Source organism: Enterobacter sp. SA197 (genome assembly GCF_054131575.1).
Genome location: NZ_CP096393.1, coordinates 3,471,925 through 3,493,455, shown reverse-complemented (window position 1 = coordinate 3,493,455; position 21,531 = coordinate 3,471,925). Strand labels below are relative to the sequence as shown.

At 46.4% G+C, this 21,531-nt stretch carries 16 protein-coding genes, 1 tRNA gene and 1 pseudogene; 12 read left to right on the top strand and 6 right to left on the bottom strand.

The genetic code is table 11. The annotated features are described in order from the left end of the window. The first annotated feature begins 4 nt into the window (after positions 1-4). The 11 genes from M1D91_RS16425 to asd all read left to right on the top strand — a co-directional run bounded on the left by M1D91_RS16425 (position 5) and on the right by asd (position 12,943). A complete protein-coding gene (locus M1D91_RS16425) occupies positions 5-679 on the top strand; it encodes a cupin domain-containing protein (RefSeq protein WP_437430640.1) in 675 nt (224 codons plus the stop codon). Further along, entirely contained in the window at positions 676-1,809 is a 1,134-nt protein-coding gene (locus tag M1D91_RS16420; RefSeq protein WP_437430641.1) for a flavin monoamine oxidase family protein, read from the top strand. Before M1D91_RS16425 ends, M1D91_RS16420 begins: the two co-directional genes overlap by 4 nt. Next, a complete protein-coding gene (locus M1D91_RS16415; RefSeq protein ID WP_437430642.1) occupies positions 1,793-2,815 on the top strand; it encodes an alcohol dehydrogenase in 1,023 nt (340 codons plus the stop codon). The genes M1D91_RS16420 and M1D91_RS16415 overlap by 17 nt, the downstream gene beginning before the upstream one ends. A gap of 31 nt (positions 2,816-2,846) precedes the next feature. Continuing rightward, positions 2,847-3,173, top strand: a complete 327-nt coding sequence (gene trxA / locus M1D91_RS16410) for a thioredoxin (RefSeq protein ID WP_437430643.1) — start codon at positions 2,847-2,849, stop codon at positions 3,171-3,173. Positions 3,174-3,225: 52 nt separating this feature from the next. Next, positions 3,226-3,747 carry a carboxymuconolactone decarboxylase family protein gene (locus M1D91_RS16405; protein ID WP_437430644.1) on the top strand — a complete coding sequence of 174 codons (522 nt, stop codon included), beginning with the start codon at positions 3,226-3,228 and terminating at the stop codon, positions 3,745-3,747. 507 nt (positions 3,748-4,254) lie between these two features. Further along, on the top strand, positions 4,255-5,193 hold the full coding sequence (locus tag M1D91_RS16400; protein ID WP_437430645.1) for a LysR family transcriptional regulator: 939 nt from the start codon (positions 4,255-4,257) through the stop codon (positions 5,191-5,193). 371 nt (positions 5,194-5,564) lie between these two features. Next, the gene (locus M1D91_RS16395) at positions 5,565-6,842 is read left to right on the top strand and encodes an amino acid permease (RefSeq protein ID WP_437430646.1); all 1,278 of its coding nucleotides are present in this window, start codon (positions 5,565-5,567) and stop codon (positions 6,840-6,842) included. Between the two features lie 620 nt (positions 6,843-7,462). Beyond that, positions 7,463-8,668: a cystathionine beta-lyase gene (gene metC, locus M1D91_RS16390; protein WP_437430647.1), complete on the top strand. Its 1,206-nt coding sequence runs from the start codon at positions 7,463-7,465 to the stop codon at positions 8,666-8,668. Positions 8,669-8,808: 140 nt separating this feature from the next. Continuing rightward, positions 8,809-9,195: a RidA family protein gene (locus tag M1D91_RS16385; RefSeq protein ID WP_437430648.1), complete on the top strand. Its 387-nt coding sequence runs from the start codon at positions 8,809-8,811 to the stop codon at positions 9,193-9,195. Positions 9,196-9,734: 539 nt separating this feature from the next. After that, positions 9,735-10,838 carry an acyltransferase family protein gene (locus M1D91_RS16380; protein ID WP_437430649.1) on the top strand — a complete coding sequence of 368 codons (1,104 nt, stop codon included), beginning with the start codon at positions 9,735-9,737 and terminating at the stop codon, positions 10,836-10,838. A gap of 1,217 nt (positions 10,839-12,055) precedes the next feature. Further along, entirely contained in the window at positions 12,056-12,943 is an 888-nt protein-coding gene (asd, locus tag M1D91_RS16375) for an archaetidylserine decarboxylase (RefSeq protein ID WP_437430650.1), read from the top strand. A gap of 145 nt (positions 12,944-13,088) precedes the next feature. Here the strand turns inward: asd and M1D91_RS16370 are convergent, their stop codons facing one another. The 4 genes from M1D91_RS16370 to M1D91_RS16355 all read right to left on the bottom strand — a co-directional run bounded on the left by M1D91_RS16370 (position 13,089) and on the right by M1D91_RS16355 (position 19,420). Then, the gene (locus M1D91_RS16370) at positions 13,089-14,633 is read right to left on the bottom strand and encodes a GMC oxidoreductase (protein WP_437430651.1); all 1,545 of its coding nucleotides are present in this window, start codon (positions 14,631-14,633) and stop codon (positions 13,089-13,091) included. Between the two features lie 146 nt (positions 14,634-14,779). Further along, complete coding sequence (locus tag M1D91_RS16365; protein WP_437430652.1) at positions 14,780-16,303, bottom strand: GMC oxidoreductase; 1,524 nt, start codon at positions 16,301-16,303, stop codon at positions 14,780-14,782. Positions 16,304-16,814: 511 nt separating this feature from the next. Next, complete coding sequence (locus M1D91_RS16360; protein WP_437430653.1) at positions 16,815-18,119, bottom strand: MFS transporter; 1,305 nt, start codon at positions 18,117-18,119, stop codon at positions 16,815-16,817. Between the two features lie 101 nt (positions 18,120-18,220). Continuing rightward, positions 18,221-19,420: a M20 aminoacylase family protein gene (locus M1D91_RS16355; protein WP_437430654.1), complete on the bottom strand. Its 1,200-nt coding sequence runs from the start codon at positions 19,418-19,420 to the stop codon at positions 18,221-18,223. Between the two features lie 230 nt (positions 19,421-19,650). Between M1D91_RS16355 and M1D91_RS16350 the strand changes: the two genes are divergently transcribed. Then, complete coding sequence (locus tag M1D91_RS16350; protein ID WP_437430655.1) at positions 19,651-20,526, top strand: LysR family transcriptional regulator; 876 nt, start codon at positions 19,651-19,653, stop codon at positions 20,524-20,526. Between the two features lie 586 nt (positions 20,527-21,112). On the opposite strand, the pseudogene M1D91_RS16345 reads toward M1D91_RS16350, so the two are convergent. Both M1D91_RS16345 and M1D91_RS16340 read right to left on the bottom strand, forming a co-directional pair. After that, positions 21,113-21,260: pseudogene (locus M1D91_RS16345) on the bottom strand (integrase); the annotation flags it as partial. A gap of 128 nt (positions 21,261-21,388) precedes the next feature. Further along, positions 21,389-21,463, bottom strand: a tRNA-Arg gene (locus M1D91_RS16340). Positions 21,464-21,531 lie beyond the last annotated feature (68 nt).

The window sequence follows — 21,531 nt, the reverse complement described above, 5'->3', positions numbered from 1 at the left end:
CAGGATGTTAATTAATCACGATTTCAACCGGCGGGTCACAATAGCCACTGATGATTATAAATGGGTGAACTCGCCACAGGCTGGTGTCGATCGTGTGATGCTGGATCGTATGGGTGGGGAAATTGCACGTGCTACCAGTATTGTCCGCTATCGTCCTGAAACGGCTTTCCCCTTCCATCATCATCCAGGCGGTGAAGAGATTCTGGTGTTATCCGGCCAGTTTTCTGAAGGAGAGTGTGACTACCCGGCCGGATGGTATCTACGCAACCCTCCGGGGTCTTCTCATCAACCGCATAGTCAAAAAGGCACGATGCTTTTCGTCAAACTGGGGCAGATGATGGCCGGTCAGTACCCACGCGTTCGCATCGACACGTGTGATGCGGCGAACTGGTATGAGCATGACGGAATGATGAGATGTCCCCTGTTTGAAAATGAACAGGAGAGCACTTTCCTGCTGCGCCTGACGACCGGGACCCTGCTGCATGAACCTGCGCGGGTCGGCGGGGCAGAACTGTTCATTGTGGAAGGCTCGCTTCTTGAGGGAAATGGCCTTTACGAAAAAGGAAGCTGGCTTCGCATCCCCGTCACGCAACCACTGGTTTTCTGCGCCGGCTCGGACAATACCTTGTTGTACCTGAAAAAAGGGCATCTCTCAGCGATGCAGGAAACCGCACCATGATAAAAACGCAGGTGGCTATTGTCGGCGCGGGCTTAAGTGGCTTGTATGCCGCCACTCTGCTGGATCAAGCCAATATCGATTATTTGGTGCTTGAAGGCAGGGATAGGGTCGGGGGGCGTATTCAGCAGGCGGGAGAGACGGGGCTCGATTTGGGCGCAACCTGGATATGGCCTGCCGTTCAGCCTGAGGCCGCCGGCGTGCTTGCGGATCTCGGCATAACGTTTATCCCGCAGAATGAGTCGGGCGATCTGTTGTATGAACGCGCAATGGGATCGCTGTCTCGCTATCCGGGGTATGTCTCTTCTCCTGCTGCCATGCGTGTACGTGACGGCATGTATCAGGTCACTGAAAAGCTGAAGCAACGCCTGCCAGGAGAAAAAATCACTACCGGTGTACGTATCACCCATGCTGAACGTGTGGATGAGAAGATAATGCTCCGGGGGAGCACAACGCACGGCGATCGTATCGTTGTACAGGCTGAACAGCTTCTGCTGGCCTTGCCACCCGGACTTGCAGCCAACATTCATTTTACCCCCTCACTCCCTGAGGCACTCACGGATGAATGGCGGCACACCGGCACGTGGATGGCGCCACATGCAAAATATGTTGCGCATTTTAATGAAGCATTCTGGCTGGCTGATGGGCTGTCCGGCGAAGGGCGCAGTATGGTTGGCCCGCTTGTGGAGCTACATGACGTATCCGTGCCTGGCGGCGTCAGCGCCCTGTTTGGTTTTCTCGGCATTCCTGCGCAATCCCGCCAGACGCTTGGGGAAGAGACCGTGCTTTCCCTGTGCCGCGCGCAGCTGGTCAGACTGTTTGGTGAAAAAGCGGCATCTCCTGTTGAGGAGTTTCTTAAAGACTGGTCTGCCGATCCCTTCACGGCGACGCCGCACGATTTAACGTTACAGGCAGGGCACCATGTTCCGCCAGCCTTTGCGGTAGAGAAAGCGTGGGCGCACGTTCTGACCGGAATTGCCAGTGAATGGTCCCCAACATTTCCAGGTTATCTCGCGGGTGCTATTGAAGCAGCGCGAGAAGGTGTTAACCGGGTGATGGCAAAAATGAGATCAGATAACCCCACCTTTCAGGATTGGAATGACACGGAGAGAAACAGTGAAAAAGACCTATAAGGCCATGCAGGTTACTACCCCCGGTCAACTGGAGATGGTCGAACGCGCATTACCGGTTCCCGGCCCGGGCGAGGTGTTGATAAAAGTGGAAGCGTGCGGCATTTGTGGTGCCGACACGGGGGCCATTGAAGGGGTTGAGAAAGGGGTGGAATACCCGCGTGTCCCCGGTCACGAGGTGGTGGGCACTATCGCTCAACTGTCGGAACAGGTTCCGGCTTATCTGAAAGTCGGTCAGCGCGTCGGCGTCGGTCGCCTGGGCGGACACTGCAATGCCTGTGATCAGTGCCGCCTCGGTCACTTTAACCTATGCCAGAATCAACCTGTGACCGGCAGCTCGCGCGATGGTGGCTATGCGGAGTACATGCTCGCGCGGGCCACCGGGCTGGTGGCTATTCCGGAAGACCTCTCTTCCGTCGATGCCGCGCCCTTGCTCTGCGCCGGTATTGCTACCTTCAATGCGTTAAAAAAATCCCGGGCGCAGGCAGGTGATACCGTGGTCATTCAGGGCGTGGGTGGGCTTGGCCATCTTGCATTGCAATATGCGCGAAAAATGGGATTTCGCGTGGTGGCGGTGGGTCGAGGGGATGACATTGCTCAGGAGGTCGACCTTCTTGGGGCACACGTCTATATCGACATTATTCAACAGGATGCGGTAGAGGTCATTAAAGGGTTAGGGGGCGCCCAGGTGATTTTATCAACCATTACCGACAGCCCGGCCGTATCCGCGCTGGTACCTGCACTTGCCCCTCAGGGCAAATTGATGGTGGTGGGGGTCGGGAAAGAGAACCTCTCACTGATGCCAGGCTTGATGGTCGGAAGAGAAATTTCGGTACAGGGAGCCATTACCGGAACACCGGTTGAATTAGAAAAAGCCCTGGATTTCAGCCTGCTGGCTGATGTACGCGCCATGATTGAAACCCTGCCGCTGGAAAACGCACAGCAGGCCTGGGAAAAAATGCGCTCAGGCCGGGCTAAATTCCGCATGGTTCTCACCATGAATCAGTAAAATATGCCACATAAGGAAAAGGAAAAGAGTCATGACCATTAAGTCGCTGTCTGCTGATGAGTTTTCTGACGAAGTGCTGAACGCTACGCTCCCGGTCTTAATTGATTTCTGGGCACCCTGGTGTAATCCATGTCGTGCTGTTTCCCCTGTTATTGACGACATTGCCCAGGAACATGAAGGGAAATTAAAAGTCTTTAAAGTGAATGTTGATGAGCAACCCGAATTAGCGGCCCGCCACGGCATTCGTTCTATTCCCTTCTTTACGTTTTTTGTCGGGGGTGAGGTCATTATGGAGTTTGCAGGTGTCAGACCTAAAAGCGATTTTGATACGCTGCTTTCGCATATTCTGAGTCAGTAATAATGCACGCTTCTCATTAAGAAATATAAAAATTCATCTGCATGAGGCCACAATGAGCAATGTACGGGTTACCCCCTGGCAGGATAACGAGGCTGTTCCTGCGCCATTACTGGAAGCGATGCAAGCGCGTCGACCGAATCGGGAATTAATTGGTATTGATCGGGTGTTGCTTAAAAGCGTCCCGCTGGCTACAGGCTGGAATGAACTTCTGCGTCGGGTGCGCGCGGATTTAAGCCTGGAGCTTGAATACCGTGAACTTATCATGTTACGCGTTGCGGTACTGAACGCGGCGGAATTCGAATGGGGAGTACACTACCCTGCATATCTGCAAGCGGGTGGCAACGAAGCAAAAGCCCGGGCCCTAAAACACGCTATTATCGATGAAGCCTTATTTAACCAAATTGAGCTGGCACTGATCTCCCTTACCGATCAGTCGACAAAGAACGTTACTGTGGATGCTGAACTGATCGCATTACTAAAATCATGGATCGGTGATACCCAAACGGTTGAAGCCGTGGCGACAGTTGCTGCTTATAACATGGTTTCACGTTTTCTGGTTGCGCTGGATATCTAACGACTACCAACGCGCTGGTTATCTTTTCCGGATATCCCTGCCGATAATCCGCAGGGATTGCTATGGGCGAAATCATCAGGAATAGCATTCCTGATGATTTTGACAGTAACAAGGGGAGATAAGGTTTGGCTTAGATACATTTCATCTCGCACGAATTTAATTCGCTTTTACGGTGTCGTTCCATCTTATTTTCCCCGCCATTATCCCTGGCCTTGTGCGCTACCTGGGTGTCCCAAAGGCATGTGGGGGAGAGACATACGCCTCGCTTTTCAGGTTTTGCATTTAAAATGCTAACACCCTCCATAAGTGAAAAACGCAAATTGATGTGATGACTGGCATCAAGCCTGTGCAGGGGCGGTACAGGCTTTTTATGAAAGAAAAACTTTCTGGCTGGTAAAGTAAATCTGCTTTGGTTGTGAATTTTTTTCAACACATACTGCTGCTATCTAAAGAGTGATACTCACTCTTAATCACTCAGCTTGTGTACCTTCATTAAGAGTGGACGATATGCCAATACCACTGACAATCAAACAGATAGAAATGCTGGTTAAGATAAGCGAAGGGAAAGGACTTTCTGAAGCAGCCCGACTGCTTAATCTTTCACCTTCCGCCATCAGCAAAGGGCTTGCGGTGATGGAAGAAAACCTGGGGGTTCCGCTTATTCAAAGAACCACGCGTACCTTTCAGCTGACCGAAGCGGGTGAATATTTTGTGTCACGTGCCAGCGAATTATTAAACGAGTTTGATGATATTGTTAACACGACCTGCGGTTATTTTAATCACCCGCATGGTGCATTAAAAATTACCTGTTCCGTCGCATTTGGTTACGCGCATTTGATCGATATTTTTGAAGCGTACCGGCAAAAGAATCATGATGTAGAACTCATTCTTGACCTCAACGATCATCTTATTAACCTGAACGAAAATAATGTAGACATAGCGCTCAGGATCACCGCAACACCACCGCAGAATTATGCGGCTCGTAAACTTTCCAAAATTAGCTGGATGTATTGTGCCTCCCCGAACTATCTGCAGCGCATGGGGACGCCGACGAAACGCGTTGAGCTGATAAGCCATCAGTGTCTGGTGTACCCAGGTCTGACCCCGCCTTTACGCTTTACGGATGTGTCATCGTCGCATCCGCACTGTGACCTTAAGGCGAAGACGCCGGTGCAGGCTAACAGTAGCCTCGTACTGCTCAAGGCTGCGCTTTCCGGGCAGGGCATTGCCTGGCTGCCCTCTTATCTGATCAGTAAGCATATCACCAGTGGCGAACTGCTGCCGCTGAAGCTGGACGGGAAGTATGCGTATCCTACGCACAGCCTCTATGCACTCTACTTCCCCAGCAAGTTTCGTAACCCCAAAGTCCGTTCTTTTATCGATTTCCTGGTTGAAGAAAAGCAGCCGTGGAGTGCCTGGGAAAAAGATATCGACGCACTGGTATAACAGAAAATAATCAAACACGATTCAGATCACGTTTTTAAATCTATGGGTCAATAAACATTATTATAAAAATCTATTGTTTGGATCACATTTAGCGATAACAAAAAATAAATAATTGCGTGGTTGATCATAAGTTTTTTAGATAATTGGCTGTGAATAAAAGTGGAAACTGTTTTCTCTAATATTCATTCGCTATCGTTTTTTTGGTGTGTAAAGCTTTCTCTACTCAGTCATTAATAACCACATGGTTATTAGAGTGGAAATATCGGCAAAAAAATTAGTGAAACTTTCCCATGCAAGTTTGACAAAGTGTAAGAGCATATTGCGTTGTAATGTTCAGCCGGTTGATTATTTATAGTTGAGTGGGGACTCCTATGAGCGTAGGAATTAATAACGAAATGATTAATAAAAAGAATATACCCTTCACCATGTATGATCTGGGGTGGGTGGTACTGTGTATCGGTGCTGCTATCGGCTCCGGAATTGTCTTTTTTCCATTACAGGTTGGTCTGAAAGGTGTGTGGGTATTTGCTCTGGCAGTTATTCTGGGCTACCCGGCAGTTTATTATATGCAAAAGTTGTTCATCGAAACGATGGCGCGTAGCGATGAACATGATTCTTACCTGAGTATTATTACCAGCTATGTGGGTAGTCGCTGGGGAGTATTCCTCGGGGCGCTTTATTCCATCACCATGCTGAAATCAATGGTCGAATATGCACTGGCCATTACTAATGACAGTGCTTCTTACCTTAAAACATTCGGTCTGACGACTCAGACATTATCCGAACACTGGTGGTGGTCATTATTATTAATCGCCGGTCTTTCACTGGTGGCCTCCAAAGGCGAAAAGATGCTGTTCAAAGTTTCAGGCAGTATGATTGCGGTGAAACTGGTGATCATTGTCGCTATTGGTTTTGTGGTTGTGCCTTTCTGGGACCTTAATAACATTGGTGATTTCCCAAGCGTCAGCCACCTGGTTGTTGGCACTTTCCCGACTCTGCCTTTTGCCATCTTCTCCATTATGTTCGTCGGGATCCTGAACCCGATGAACATCGCTTACAAAAGGCGTGAAGAAGATAAAGAGGTGGCGAAATACAAAGTATTGCGTGTACACAAAGTGGCCTACGGAATTCTGGTAGCAACGGTGTTACTGTTCGTGGTGTCTATCGTGTTGTCTATCAGCGAAGCAGACGCTTTACGCGCTTATCAGGACAACATTTCTGCCCTTGCGCTGGCGGCAAAAGTGATACCGGGTGCCACCGTAAAATACATGAGCGTGATCCTCAACGTTTTTTCCATCGTGACGGCATTCCTTGCGCTCTATCTGGCAGTGCACGAATCCTTCGTTGGGTTAATCAAGGTTGCGGCTAAGAAACTTTTCAAACAAAAAGATAACAGCGAGAAATTCAACAGCATTACTGCCTTCTTCATGGTTGTTCTGGTGTTGTGGTTGATTGTATTAACTAACTTCCCGATTCTGAAAGTGTTTGTGTTTGGTGGCGTAACCTATGGTCTTATCAGTTGTATCGTGCCCGGCGTTATTATTCTGAGGAATGACAAATTCGTCGATTTACGTGGGGCGTCAGTCTACTACGTTATTTTGATTGGCATGCTGATGTGTATCGGACCCTTTGTCATGCTGTTCTCGTAGTGGTATGAGGTGCAGTGAAGTGAGTGGCAGAAGGGTACTTCAGGTAACACTTTTTTGATTGATTTCTGTATTTTTGGTCGTGCTGCGGGTCATCATGAAATAATGCGATGAAGACCCGCAGAGTTGAATTTAGTTATAGGTAAATATTGATTATTGAAAGTCGAAGGCATAATGCCAGTACCAGGGTAAAGTCAGAAAAGGGTAAAAGTTGTTAAGTTTGAAAATTGCCAAAGGAGTACAAAACTTGCCGTCGCCAGTCCTCATGGAGTGACTCAGGCAGAGTAAAAGGGAAGGCGTCATTTCATCAGGAGGCGGTATTCCCAATCCTGTACTGTTTGAGGCGGAATGTTTCTTTAGGCAAAGTTCAAAGATGAAATGAATACAGCCCAATGGTTAAGCAACCTATTAAGCCAGGGCGTCGTTTATGTTCCAGGAACGTTTTTTACTGTCATCAGCTGAAAGCTCAACCCTGAGGATGTCATACGTAACCGTATCGGGCGAGCATCTTAAAGACGTAGTGTTTAGGCTGAAACGTTCTCTGAATGCGTTGCCCTTTTCATTCGTAGCGAAAAGGGCAGATAAATTGAGTCAGTAAGTGTAGTAAGTAAAGGAAGGGAAAAATGTCGAATCACAATTTTGATAACCAGGTGTCAGCAGAAACCTATCTTTGCCACGGCCCGTTTGATCCGGATGTCTTCGGGGGCGTAGTTAACCCACCGGTCTACCATGCATCAACCGTTATCTTTAAAAACTGCAAAGAGCTTAGTGAACGTCATCAGGCGCTGTTTGAAGACGCGGAAGATGAAGTCATGTATTACGGCCGTTTCGGAACACCGACGACCTTCGCTGTACAGAAGGCGCTGGCAGAACTGGAAGGCGGTTATCGTGCGCTGTTAGTCCCGACCGGCCTCGCGGCCTGTACCAGTGCGTTACTGGCACTGGTGAAAGCCGGGGATCACATTCTTGTCAGTAGCAGCGTTTACGGGCCTACACGCGGTTTCGTTAATAATGTGCTGGCAAAAATGGGTGTTTCAGCCACCTTCTTTGATCCAACAATTGGCAACGGTATCGCCGATCTCTTTAAAGAAAACACGACGGTGGTCTTTACGGAATCTCCAGGTTCACAGACCTTTGATATTCAGGATATCCCGGCCATCACCAGCATCGCCCATGAGCGTAATGCCAAAGTGATTATTGATAACACCTGGGCTACACCTCTGTTCTTTAAACCCTTTGATCATGGTGTTGACGTCTCCGTCCATGCCGCCACGAAATACATTGTTGGTCACTCAGATGCCCAGATGGGGCTGATTACCGCAAATAAAGAGACCTGGCTTGCCATTCGCCGCTTCGTCTATCTGTTTGGCCTGCATGCCGCCCCGGATGATGTCTACCTTGCGCAGCGTGGCCTGCGTACCATGTCACTGCGTCTTGAGCGCCACCAGGCTTCGGCACTGAAAATTGCCCGGTGGTTTGAAGAGCGTCCTGAAGTTGAACAGGTGTTGCACCCGGCACTGCCTTCCTGCCCGGGTCATGAGATCTGGAAACGCGATTTCACCGGCTCAAGCGGGCTGTTCAGCGTTGTGCTGAAGCCGCAGTACTCAAAAGCGTCTGTTGAGAAATTTATTGATAGCCTCGAATACTTTGGTATTGGTTTCTCATGGGGCGGGTTTGAAAGCCTGGCGATACCTTTCAATCCACGCAAAGACCGCCCTGAATACCACTGGCCCTATGAAGGTGAGGCATTCCGTTTGCAGATTGGCCTGGAAGATCCTATCGATCTGGTTAAAGACCTCGATCAGGCTATGCGTCATCTGCAAGGCTAATCCTGTCCCTGCTGTCTGCGCCAGCCTGCCTGGCGCAAAGAGGCTGACAGATTTTTTCACCTTTACCCGCCGCCGTAAGCGGGATGTTTTGCCTGTTTATTTTCCACCCCAACGGGCCTTTTTAATTATCAGGAGAAACAATGAAATCGATTATTAATACAGAATCTGCGCCCGCTGCGATCGGGCCCTACTCGCAAGCCATTTCGTTTGGCGATCTGGTATTCACTTCCGGGCAGTTGCCGTTGAACCCGGAAACGATGGCGTTTCCCGCCGATGAAGTGAAAGCACAAACTCGGCAGTCGCTGCTCAATGTGAAAGCGGTGCTGGAACAGGCAGGCGCATCACTGGATACGGTTATTAAAACCACCTGCTTCCTGGCAAGAATGGAAGATTTTGCCGCATTTAACGAAGTCTATACCGAGTTCTTTGGTGATGTTGGCGCACCGGCGCGCTCTTGTATTCAGGCAGGAAAATTGCCAAAAGATGCACTGGTAGAAATCGAAGCGGTTGCATACATTAAAAAATAATGGTGGGAGAGCGTAGCGAAACAATGCATCAGGGGTGGTGCCGTTTCGCTATTGCTCTCCTTTTTTTAGTTTTCAATGGCTGATTAACAACAACGCGAACAACGCGGGCCATAAGGAGAGGGGCGCACGTCAGCACTGGCCAGACCGGGTAACAGGGTCCTCTGTTCGTCAGGGTTGCCTGCACGTGTCGAGAAAGTGTAACAGCATAAGGCCCCCACACCTGGGGGCTTAACGTTGGCTCTGACGCAGTGCATGAGCAACGTGAGGCCGTATCTCTTTGGCAGAGGTGACCTTACGTCGCGGATGATGACGCGGTCTGAAGATCTGCGCGAGCAGGTCATCTGTTGCCGTCTTCGACCAGGCAAGGACCGTGTAGATGCAGCGAGAGATGCACCAGCCAGGTAGGGTGGCTTTTGCTTCGTTAACAGTCCGTGACAGGTTAAATTAATAATGGCTTGTTAATAGGGTGTTTTTATCACTTCTGTAAATTGAGAATCGCCTATATTATTACGATAACTTTCCTCTTTTCGGCGAAAAACATGCATGCTACGAAGAAGGCCCGTATAGATGGGCCGGATATTTTGCGCGGCTTTGCTGCGATATCCGTTATTATCGTTCATCTTATTGCGCAATCAGGAATAGATTACGGCCCAGTAATCAGCCACATAGGAAGCAAGTTTACCGCAAGCGTAACATTATTTTTCGCCATCAGCGCTTTCTCAATTGCATATACATACAATGATGAATTTATAAATAAGGCTGACTTTAAGGCATTCTTTATTAAACGCTTTTTCCGTCTGGCGCCGCTGTTTTACATTGCTATGCTGATTGAAGGGATAATCATCTGGTACGTCTTTCATCATCTTCCATCCGCATTTGAACTGCTGATGTCAGGAACATTCCTTTTTAATCTTGTACCTAAGATGCAGGAGGGTATCGTGTGGGCGGGGTGGTCTCTCAGTATTGAGTGGATATTTTACCTGCTTTACCCGGTCATCTTTGTTATGTGCAACCACAAGAAGCTGATTGCCATACTCTGGGCTCTCTCTATCTTTGTTTCGTCCAGTATTGCGCAGGCTCCCGGCGCGACTGAGAGTGAAGTGTACATGAACATCCTTAACCACATGGTGTTCTTCATCTCCGGTATTGCCGTTTATCTCTGGCTTCCTGAGCTACACAAACTGAAAGCAATGCTGGGAAGTAAAGCCACTACCGTATCTGGCCTGATGCTGCTGGCTCTTTTTGCCTTCCTTATTTACTACTTCAGCCTGTCCGGATATCCGTTAAATTTATATGCCTGTTATTCCCTTGTATGGATAGGAATGATTTCCGCTTCTATCGTAGGAATGCCTTCGTTTCTTAATACGACCTTTACCCGTTTCCTTGGCAAGGCCAGCTACAGTATTTATCTGATGCATGGAATTGTGCTGTATTTGCTTGAGGCAGTAGGATTATATAAATGGATAAATGTATTTGAGGTTTCCCAGGTTGTTAAGTTCCTGATTGCTGCAGTTATCACCGCATCTCTGACGACCCTGATTTCAAACTTTACATATCATCTTATTGAAATGCCTGGTATGAAGCTTGGCCGATGGATAATTAATCGGAAAATCAGACCGGTTGCCGTAGAGGCGAATACATAAAAAAGGCCCCTTATGGGGCTTTTTTATGAGTGCATGGCGACATAACCGAATCTGGCTGACAACGTATAGAAATGGTGTTTTCTTAAAAAAATAGTGACAATGAAGAGGGGTGAAGGACGCCCCTGATTAAGCGACAGGATTATATGGTGCTCCTGCAGGAATCATTTTAGGTTTACCTTGTGCAGGAACGCCACGAGGAATAAATTTTTATGTAAGCTTACAACGATATGTTTTGCTGAGGATAATCCTCACACTTCTGCTCTGTTGATAATATTCACTTTCATATTCCGTCCGTGGCATCTGATGACTTGAACCATGCCGACGCTTACTGCTATAAAATATTTCGATGTTATAAAGATATCGCTGTGGGCTTTTTCCAGCTTATCGTAGATCTTTTTATTTAACCGTTAGCGTTTTGGCTCTTTATGGCGTCGACGGCCCCCGGCCTGAGCATCTTACGGTTCTTGTTTAGGAGAAGCATCCGTACCATCCTTCTTTATCCAGACGTAAAGGCTATGGGGAGGATATCGGGACGTGTTGCAATGCTGGGAACAGAAGGACTACGCTAAATAACCTGTTTTACAGGGATTAACTTCGATAACTCACAATCAATCGCCAACATGGGTTCTCCAGTTAGACTGAATTTATGGACAGGCAGATCGCTGGAATACGGGAATGTGTCGTTTTAAACACAATTCTTCCTCAGAAGTGGTAAGTTATTTAAATCGGTTGATCAGATTAATGTTGAGTGAAAGGTGATGATAACAAGTAATGATGTAGTCAGGTCCTGATTTATCAAGAATGTGCGATCGGTTTAAATTTGTTTAGTTATTGTCACTACTGTTTTGGGGCGCAGTGTTTTATGATTTAGATATAATATTCAGTATGTTGTTCCTATGCTTCACATAGCATCCTGTTCTGATTCCTTTGTTTTTTCGTTAATAAATTATATTCATTTCTGTTTTTTCTTCTGGTGAAAGATGTAATTTTTGTAGGGGAGGTCATTAGCCCCAGAATGTAGTTGGGTAACAAACATGCTGGTGATTATTTCTTTATCGCACTATAGAGTATGCTTTACGTTAACGCGGTTGAAAGAATATCTGTCTGGACTACAAATTTTATCTTCCTTGTCGAGATTTCGTTAGATCAGGAGAATAGTCTGTTACTTAAATCTAATAAGAAATGTATCGACGTTTATCTGTCGCGGAGTTTTGTTTATGTCTCTCAAAGACCATATTTTCGGTTTGGTTCAATATCTGGTACCACAACATCTTCTGTCGCGGTTAATGGGCAGTCTTGCAGATTGTCGGATTTCCTGGTTTAAAAAAATTATCATCGCCTGGTTTGTGCATCGTTACAATGTGGATATGAGTGATGCGCTCGTCGAAGATATTGAAGAGTATGAGAGTTTCAATGCCTTTTTTACCCGCACGTTAAAAGCTGATGCTAGGCCAATTGTGAATGAAGAATGTGCCATATTGAGCCCTGCAGATGGCACTGTTAGCCAGATCGGAATAATCAAACAGGGCCGCCTCTTTCAGGCGAAAGGGCATGACTATAGCCTGACAGCACTACTTGGTGGTGATGAAAATCGTGCGTTGCCATTTTTAGCAGGGGCGTTTGCCACCGTTTACCTCTCACCTGGGGATTACCACCGCGTGCATATGCCAGTGACGGGCATTTTACGCGAGATGATCTTTATTCCTGGCAAACTCTTTTCCGTTAACGATACTTCGGTCAGGCAGGTACCCAATCTTTTTGCGCGTAACGAACGCGTTGTTTGTCTTTTTGATACTGAGCATGGACCTATGATAGTCGTTCTGGTTGGAGCCATGATTGTGGGGTCGATTGTGACCTCATGGGCAGGTCGAATAAATCCAGCGGGGCGGGGCGTGAAATCAGTGAGCTATAAAGGACTGACGAATAAGATGCTCCGACTCGAAAGAGGCGAAGAACTTGGGCATTTTGAGTTGGGATCTACTGTGATCGTCCTGTTTAGCGCAGGGAAGATTAACTGGGAGGAAACATTAAATCCAGGGGAGGTAGTGCAGGTTGGGGAGAAGATCGGTGAGGGTAAGTGTGAAAAAGGGTCGTTAATCAAATAGCGGACATACTCATCGGGGATCGTTCTTAGAGTATTGCTATTCATCATGTGCAGAGAGCGAACCCATAGCGGTAGTCTGACATGCCTGATATTCCTGCGTAGGTAGTAACCCTCAAGATGCCCGCTAAAGGCGGGCCTGATTCTTGTTAACCCATCGTCTGGTGAACCTTTACAGCAGTGACGTCACTTTCTTCCAGTTTTTTTATCAGCCGGTCTGCGACGTTGGCCGACCAGGCGGCAATGGTCAGGCTGGGGGCGCCACCCGGAGAGGCGGGAAGGGCGGATGAGTCTGCGACGTACAATCCGGGATGATCGAATACTTCCCCATTGGCACCTACTACACCATCCGCGTTTGACATCCCCAGGCAGGCTCCCCCCATTGGATGGACGGTGACCGGGTTTCGCGGTGCATAGATTTTTGTGTTAGTGCGGGCCTTGATGTTTTTTAACTCATTAGCAATGTCTGCATAAATGCTGTTTTCTTTTTTGCTATAGCAAATTTTAAACTTACCGCGCTTCATGGCAACGGAACCGTTGCTGTCGTCGCCGCCGAAAGCAATGATAACTGACTGCTTACGTAACCACCGTTTCAGAAATGATGGCAGAGGTATATTGTCCAGGCCCTGAATGCCAGCACGAAGGACAATAACGCGTTCGTTAGTGGAGTCCTTCAGGCGGAAAGGTGAAGCGATAGGCATACCTTTGGACAGGTCAGTAGCGCTGTTCTCTTTCCAGACGCCAAAGAAGTCGCCATTACCGCTGAATTTATGGCCGAGCCGGGGCATGCCCGAAAGGCCACCTTCACTGTCACGACTGCGCAGTAATAGTCGCAAGGTATTAAGGGCTCCGGCAGCCATAATCAGATGTTTTGCCTGCACGTTTTCAACTTTACCGCTCAGATGATTGTGATACTGCACCTCGTAGCGCATGTTGCAGTCATCCTGAGAGTCAAGCTTATGGATCGACAGGGCTTCACACATCTCCTGCACTGCCAGGCCCTGTTTCATCGCAGGCCAGATAAAAGTAAAGTCGAGGGTGGTTTTGGCTCCTGAAGGCGAACCCAGGAAGCTGTTGTTTTTCATGTCACACTCCCAGCGCTCAATGCCATCGCGATCCGTTATTTTGACGGGGTAGCCTGGTGTTTGAGGTATCAACATGCCGATCGCAGGGTCGCCGAGAGGAGTGAGTAAACCATTATAATTCGCCTCTTCAATACGGTTGGGTACCTTATCGGCAGCGGTCAGCGGGCGGGCATTAAAGGCCCTGGTTATTTCTTCATAGTAGCGTTCCATTTTCATCTGGTTTATCTCTGGGTGATGGTTATCCCAGTAATCTGCGGCCAATGGCCTTTCCAGAAAACCTGCATAAACATGGCTACCGCCGCCCACGCTTGATGAGCAGATAATGTTGATACCTTTACCCGCATAAGCCTCGATAAAGCCTTTTTTATTAAGCGTGAATGTTTTTTTAAACAGATGTGAGCCTACTGTTCTCAGACCATGCGTAAAGGCTTTATTCCCCTGGGGGAGAGGAACGAGGTTTTTAATACCAAGTGAACGGTTAGGTACCGTATCGCGCCAGGGTCCGCGCTCCAGCATTAAGACGTCTCGGCCCGCAGCGGCCAGACGTTGCGCAGCAATCGCGCCACCAAAACCACTGCCAATAATCAGTACTTCAACTTGTTTTGTCATTGATTAACCTTGTAAATGTTCCTGTCAGGCGCAAGTAAGCGCAAACCAGAGAGGGAAGGGGATAAGGGCGGAGCGTCTGGCTAAACAGCTCCGTTCGGAAAAAGGTCCGCTTAGCGGTATTAACGAGCTTGCGAAGCAGGATTGTGCTATTGCAATGACTCTTTTTTAAGTGTGTCGAGCAGTCTGTCGGCAACGTTGGCAGCCCAGGCGGCAATAGTCAGGCTGGGTGGCCTGCCAGGGGATTCTGGTAGCGCGGCCGCATCGGCAATGTAGAGGCCCGGGTTGTCAAATACCTCTCCATTGGCACCTATTACGCCGTCCTGGTTAGAATTACCAAGGGAAGCACCTCCAAGTGGCTGAACGGTGACAGGCTCAGAAGGGGAGTAGATTTTGGTGCCGGTCCTGATTCTGATCTCACTGACTTCGTTATCTATCTCCTGATAGACGTGGCTGTCCTTTTTGTTATAGAGCACGCTGAATTTGCCACGATTTAATGTCATCACCCCGTTGTTATTGTCTTTGCCTAGCGCAACGATAAAGGTATTTTTGCGCAACCATCTTTTAAGGAAGGCGGGACAGGGAATGTCATCCAGCCCCTGAATGGCGGCACGTAATACCTGGACGGATCGGCTGGTGGAATTTGCCACCCGAAAGGGGCCGCTCAGAGGAAGACCGGTCGAGAGGTCGAGAGTGCTATTCTCTCTCCAGAAACCAAAATAGCCGCCATTAGTACCAAATCCTTTACCCAGGCGCGGCATACCCTGCAAGCCTGCACTGGTGTTACGGCTATGCATTAATAAGCGAACAGTGTTCAGGCAGCCTGCGGCTAAAATTACATGCCGGGCTCGTACGCATTCATTCGTGGCTTTATGATGATTACGATAGTGAATTTCATAGCGCATGGCGTCAGCTTCACTTGTTTGCAGCCTGTGAATGACCTTCACTTCGCACATATCACGAACAACCAGACCACTGCGTATGGCCGGCCAGACAACCGAAAAGTCGAGCGTGGTTTTAGCGCCGCTGGGGGAACCCAGGATGCTATTATTCTTATATTCACACTCCCAACGTGTCACGCCATTCGTATCAACAACTTTTTCAACCGTGCCGGGGTTAGCAGGGAGCAAGATCCCAATAAAAGGGTTAGCCAGTCCCTGTGTAGATAATGTGCCCTCATAACTTGTCTGACAGATATCATTCGGCACCCGATCATCCTTGTTAGCAGCTCTTGCATTCAGAAGATCGAGGATTTCAGCATAATAATTATCCATTGCTGTTTTTGATAAGAGCGGATGACGATTAGCCCAGTAATCAGGATCGGAGGGTTTTGCCAGCATGGCTGCATAGATGTGACTCCCTCCGCCGACGCTGGATGAGCAAATAATATTAATGCCCTTGCCGCTGAATACTTCGATAAAGCCTTTTTTATTAAGCAGGAGAAATTTCTTTAACCGATGCGAACCGATGGATCGTAAGCCGTGCGTGAAGACTTTTTTTCCCTGAGGTAAAGGCGCAAGATTTTCCAATCCTGTCGATCTATTAGGGACAGTATCCCGCCAGGGCCCTCTTTCCAGCATTAGTACATCGCGTCCGGCATCCGCGAGGCGTTTTGCAGCTATGGCACCGCCAAAACCACTTCCTATAACAACAATTTCTGCCTGATTTTTCATTAAAACACCTGAGTTATGTATAAATATTTTCCTGAGGTAATGATTAAAATCTGGGACTGCATATAAATATCTAACTACGTTAATTTGGTCATTATTGTTAACGTTTAGGTTGTATCTTGTTACGGAATCATTGTCTGGAGTAAATAAAATGACGACAAGCTAGATAATGTATCAGCTATAAAAAGATTATCTTTCCAGTCAGTAACGCTTCGAATTTAAAAGCATTTTTAGGTAGAAAGCTATTCAGCCGAAGAAAACTCATAGCTAATATGAATTTAATTCAAAAAATAGCTCCTTTTATCTCGAATTTTTAAGGGGGGAACGTAATCGAATTAAGGTGTGTAATCTGGAAAGAGCACTATGTGTAAATAGTTCACAGTATCCAGAGGAGCATAAGATGAAAAGACTCAGTAGTTAAGATGCTAATTTATTTTATCAACGCGGGGGGGAGGGCGACACTGGCGTGTCGCCATTTTTAGTAGCAGGGGTTTAGATGATTGACAGGAAGAAATTAAAGGCGTCTTGTTGCAAAGAAGAGTGAAAAAAGTCCACCGATCATTACAATGCTAATTAAAAAATACATAACAGCGTAAAAATTATGGGTTAAACTCAATATAAATCCAATCAAAACTGGAGATAAGGCACCAAAGCCAACCGCCATTCCATTCAATGCTCCCGCAGCGGAAGAGATCGCTTCGGAAGGCACCATTCCCTGTAACAGAGTGAATACACAAGGAAGCTGCATAGATGATGCGCCTATGCCAAATGATATCAATATTGCTGCTATATAATTATTAGAAATATTTACGCCAGCAAGAATGCCTGCAACGCATAGCAGAGCAGAGATAAGCATAATCATGCCTTTCTTCCCGGTTCGATCAACCGCAATTCCGGAGATAACCTTAAATAACAAACCAAATATAAAAGGCAATGAAGACATCCAACCGACATTAGACCATGAAAAACCGCGTTCGGTATTAAGATAAGTTGGCAGCCAGGTGACAATACCCCATGATAACATTGAATTTGAGGAAAAAATCACCAAAAGCATCCAGAAGTTTGCATTACAAAGATAAATTTTAGATCGCGAAATGATTGACGGTTTTTCATTCTCACTACTGGTTAGGTCGCCAGTTGTTATGCTTTCTTCAATTATCTCAAGTTCATATTTGTTAATATATTTATTCTCACGTGGCGTATTTGTTGTGAAAAAATATATAAATGCCAGAGGGATAAGGCTCAATACGAACGAGAAGTAAAAGGTATGTCTCCATGAATATTCAGCTATTATCCAGGTAAAAACAGGCATAGCGACAGCAGGGGATAGGGACTGCCCTAAAATCCATGCGGTATTTGCTCTTCCTCTTTCACGCGCAGGAAACCAGTTTTTAATAAATGTGTTTTGCATAGGATAATAAAGCCCTTCACCTACGCCTAATAACATACGCGTTGCTAATAAAAATCCAAAAATGCTTGATATGCCTCCTAAAAGAAGAGATAAGCTTATGACAATATAAGCTATAATCATAGCCTTTCGTGGGCCAATAAGGTCACCTAAAGGGCTCAGGATAACATTTGAAATACCATAAGTGATTAAAAATAAACTCATCAGTAGTCCAATATAAATTGGCTTGCCGATTAAATCCATTTCGTTCAAAAATTGAGGGTTTGCAGCGATAATAGAAATATTTACCCGATCTAAGTATATGACGGATAGGCTGATAAATAAAATTGCGAGCACATAAAATCTTTGTCTGGTCGGTTTTGGTGTTATTGTGGTATTTTGCATTGCCTGAAGAAGGTTATTACTTTTCATATTGTATTCCTTAACATCCGGTAGGGCGGTAAACGATTTCTATTCAAATGATTGAAAAGGAGATTACCATTCCAATGTTAATTACACGTAACAACAGTCAATTATCTTTTTGCTTCTGTAATAAACCATTCTCGAGCAAGCTTTTCCCAAAAAAAAGCACCTAACGCTATATTTTTATCATTAAAATCATAGGAGGTACTATGAAGATCTCCATGTGAAAACTCATCGTTGCCATTTCCGATCCATCCATACGCGCCTGGTACTTCTTGTAGCATGAACCCAAAATCTTCGGCGGTCATGGCAGGTGTGACATTAGAGAAGGCATTACTCTCCCCAACGACTTCGGCCATAATACTTGCCATAAACTTCGCTTCTTTAGAATGATTTGTGGTGTTCGGGTAGCCTTGATGATTTATTATCACCTCGGCGTGTGCATCATGTGCTTCAGCTATATAAGAGGCTATACGTTGTATACCATTTAAAATTAAGGATTGAGCTTCGTCTGTCAGAGTTCTGCATGTTCCTGAAATTCTGGCTTCTGTGGGGATAATATTAGGCGAGCTTCCTGCTTGTATTTTACCTATTGTCAGCACTGCCGCATCCAGTGGGTTGATGCGACGCGAAACTAAACTTTGCAGCTGTGTCACAATGGAGCAAGCTATCGGAACAGGATCAATGGTCGAATGTGGAAGTGCGGCGTGCCCACCTTTGCCTTGGATAAGGATTTCAAAGGTTATTCCTGATGCCATTATTGGGCCGGTTTTTGTTCCCATCTGCCCCTGCGGGAGATTTGGCCAGTTATGTAGTGCGAAAACTGCCTGACAAGGAAACTTTTTAAAAAGCCCCTCATTCATCATAACACGAGCACCAGCCCCGCCTTCTTCGCCTGGCTGGAAAATAAAATGAACAGTGCCATCAAAATTACGATCAGCAGACAAAAGCTCCACCGCACCAAGCAACATTGCGGTATGACCGTCATGCCCACAAGCATGCATACATCCTTTATTTTTACTTACATAATCGAAATCATTAACCTCTTCCATAGGAAGAGCGTCTATATCTGCTCTAATTCCAAGCGCAGGGCCTGGGTTATCAGCACTATGATTCAAACCATATACGCTGGCAACAATACCGGTGGTCGCCAGACCTCTCATAAAGGGGATACCTAAAGCAGTAAGAAACTCTGCAATTTTATCCGAAGTACGATATTCCTTAAATTTTAATTCAGGATACATATGTAAATCATGTCTCAGTAATGTGAGTCGTTTCACATTCAGTGCTTTTTCATATTTATCGTGCATATATTCATTCTCAACGTTAATAGGGCTGGAAGTAATTTTTATCAGGTAAAGCCTTTCTGCTATTTTTGTAGACCTGGCTCACATAAAATGTTCAGTCAGCAGATTGTTTTATTAACATGGCCGTGTCTGGCCCTGTCAGGCTTGAACCTGCTCAAGAGGAATGATAAATACTGTGGGGTATACCGTAAAATACCTTTTAAACATCTCACCCATGCCATTGAGGTATATCCATGGATTTGCGTCAATTTCGATACTTCACAGCGGTGGCTAAACTCGGAAGTATTAGTCAGGCAGCACTGGAACTGCACATCGCTCAACCCGCGCTAACCCGGCAGATTCAAAAGCTCGAAGAGGATTTGGGAGTATTGTTGCTGGAAAGAACGGGACGAGGCGTGAAGCTTACTGATGCGGGTGTTCAGTTTTTAATGGATGCAGAAAAATTACTGGATGATGCTGCTAATGCCAGGGAACGAGCGATACGGGCATCACGAGGAGAATTTGGAAATATATCTCTTGCACTTCCTGTTATACAAAATGCAGCGCCATGCATAACAACGCTGTTAAAGGAATTCAAAAAAGAAGTGCCGCAAGTTGGTATAACCCTTCATCATCTTATATCAGAAACACAACTGTCGCGGATCGCAGAAGGGCAACTGGATGCAGGTTTTTTATTATTTAGGCCTCAAAATGATCCATTGTTTGAGGGTATTCCTGTTTATAAAGAAAAAATGTTATTAGCCTATCCAGCTGACTGGAAATGGCCAGATAATAAAGAGCCTCAATATTTGAGGGACTTACAAGGTTTGGACTTTATCTGGATCCCGAGAACGGCTGCACCGGCCTGGCATGACAGGCTAATTCACTGTTTTTATGAATCAGGTTTTATACCACGTTCGGTTATGCAAGGTGTGGATGCAGTGTCGATGTTAACTTTAGTATCAGCCGGAATGGGGTGCACCATTGTGGCGGAAGGGACTCGTTTCCTGGCGCCACCCAATGTCACATTTGCAACGTTACATGATTTAAATCTGGAACAGGAGTGGGAATTGGTATGGCGAAAAAACCGATGTTCTGAGGTATTAAAGAGGCTGATTAAACTGATTTGAAAAAACAGGATGCTGCATATTAATCAGAAATCGAGCAAGCAGGCTGTTATGGTTTGTTATTAGTGGAGCAGGATGGGTGACCCGACACTTATTCAATCATAATCATCCTTAATGCCACTGATAAAATCATTCGGATAAAAAGACATCAAAAGCCGGCCTGCGGCTTAGCACTAACGACTCCAGGCGATTTTACTGGCACCGTTGAGCATCAGTAGTTTAAGCAGAGTGGATCAAAAGATCTGGCGAGATTGGCCATATAAATTATGTGGTAGTGGCATTGAACTGTCAGAATACATAGAGGAAAAATGAAGATTTGTATGCTATCCGCATTTCCAGCATCATTATTATCAGGGATGCCGATAGAATTATGGCAAGGTATCACCGGGGAAGTTATTTTCTTTCTTATTAAAAATAGTACCCTGATTAAGTACATTCATGAGCTTGCAAAGCAGATTTTTACGAAATAACGCGGCTCTTGAAGAATGAATTTTCAATTTACCCTGTTTTGGAAGTTAAATACTCATAGGCCTTAATCATTTCAGATAATCCTCATATCAATGCATCATCGCTTTCTCTTTTCCACATACTACGCAGGGTTATACCTGCCGCGAAATGCATCTTTGTCCACATGCGCAAGCTGAGTCTCAGTCCACGCAGTACTGAATCTTTCATTATGTAATGATTGTGCTCATACCGTGACGAAAACCACGGCCGGTCACTTTCTTGTCGTAACCCACTTTTTCAGGGTCTGAACCACGTTGATAGGGCAGACATCGGTTGACGCCGCATAGCCTGAGTAGAACGTTTGTTCTTGATAAGGAGAGGGATTATTGAAATAGGTAGATGTCAGGAGAGGCGTATATGGTGTCCCCTGCAGGAATCGAACCTGCAACTAGCCCTTAGGAGGGGCTCGTTATATCCATTTAACTAAGGGGACAAGGCGGCAGGAGTATAACGTCATTCTGGCTGCGCGTTAAGCTCACCTGCGCCTGAATGGTTAAAGTG

Bases quoted from the DNA above. Each gene is read 5' to 3' on its own strand.
- metC (WP_437430647.1), top strand. From the start codon at position 7,463: ATGTCGAATCACAATTTTGATAACCAGGTGTCAGCAGAAACCTATCTT.
- trxA (WP_437430643.1), top strand. From the start codon at position 2,847: ATGACCATTAAGTCGCTGTCTGCTGATGAGTTTTCTGACGAAGTGCTG.
- M1D91_RS16405 (WP_437430644.1), top strand. From the start codon at position 3,226: ATGAGCAATGTACGGGTTACCCCCTGGCAGGATAACGAGGCTGTTCCT.
- M1D91_RS16360 (WP_437430653.1), bottom strand. From the start codon at position 18,119: ATGAAAAGTAATAACCTTCTTCAGGCAATGCAAAATACCACAATAACA.
- M1D91_RS16365 (WP_437430652.1), bottom strand. From the start codon at position 16,303: ATGAAAAATCAGGCAGAAATTGTTGTTATAGGAAGTGGTTTTGGCGGT.
- M1D91_RS16370 (WP_437430651.1), bottom strand. From the start codon at position 14,633: ATGACAAAACAAGTTGAAGTACTGATTATTGGCAGTGGTTTTGGTGGC.
- M1D91_RS16350 (WP_437430655.1), top strand. From the start codon at position 19,651: ATGGATTTGCGTCAATTTCGATACTTCACAGCGGTGGCTAAACTCGGA.
- M1D91_RS16425 (WP_437430640.1), top strand. From the start codon at position 5: ATGTTAATTAATCACGATTTCAACCGGCGGGTCACAATAGCCACTGAT.
- M1D91_RS16420 (WP_437430641.1), top strand. From the start codon at position 676: ATGATAAAAACGCAGGTGGCTATTGTCGGCGCGGGCTTAAGTGGCTTG.
- asd (WP_437430650.1), top strand. From the start codon at position 12,056: ATGTCTCTCAAAGACCATATTTTCGGTTTGGTTCAATATCTGGTACCA.
- M1D91_RS16355 (WP_437430654.1), bottom strand. From the start codon at position 19,420: ATGCACGATAAATATGAAAAAGCACTGAATGTGAAACGACTCACATTA.
- M1D91_RS16385 (WP_437430648.1), top strand. From the start codon at position 8,809: ATGAAATCGATTATTAATACAGAATCTGCGCCCGCTGCGATCGGGCCC.
- M1D91_RS16380 (WP_437430649.1), top strand. From the start codon at position 9,735: ATGCATGCTACGAAGAAGGCCCGTATAGATGGGCCGGATATTTTGCGC.
- M1D91_RS16395 (WP_437430646.1), top strand. From the start codon at position 5,565: ATGAGCGTAGGAATTAATAACGAAATGATTAATAAAAAGAATATACCC.
- M1D91_RS16400 (WP_437430645.1), top strand. From the start codon at position 4,255: ATGCCAATACCACTGACAATCAAACAGATAGAAATGCTGGTTAAGATA.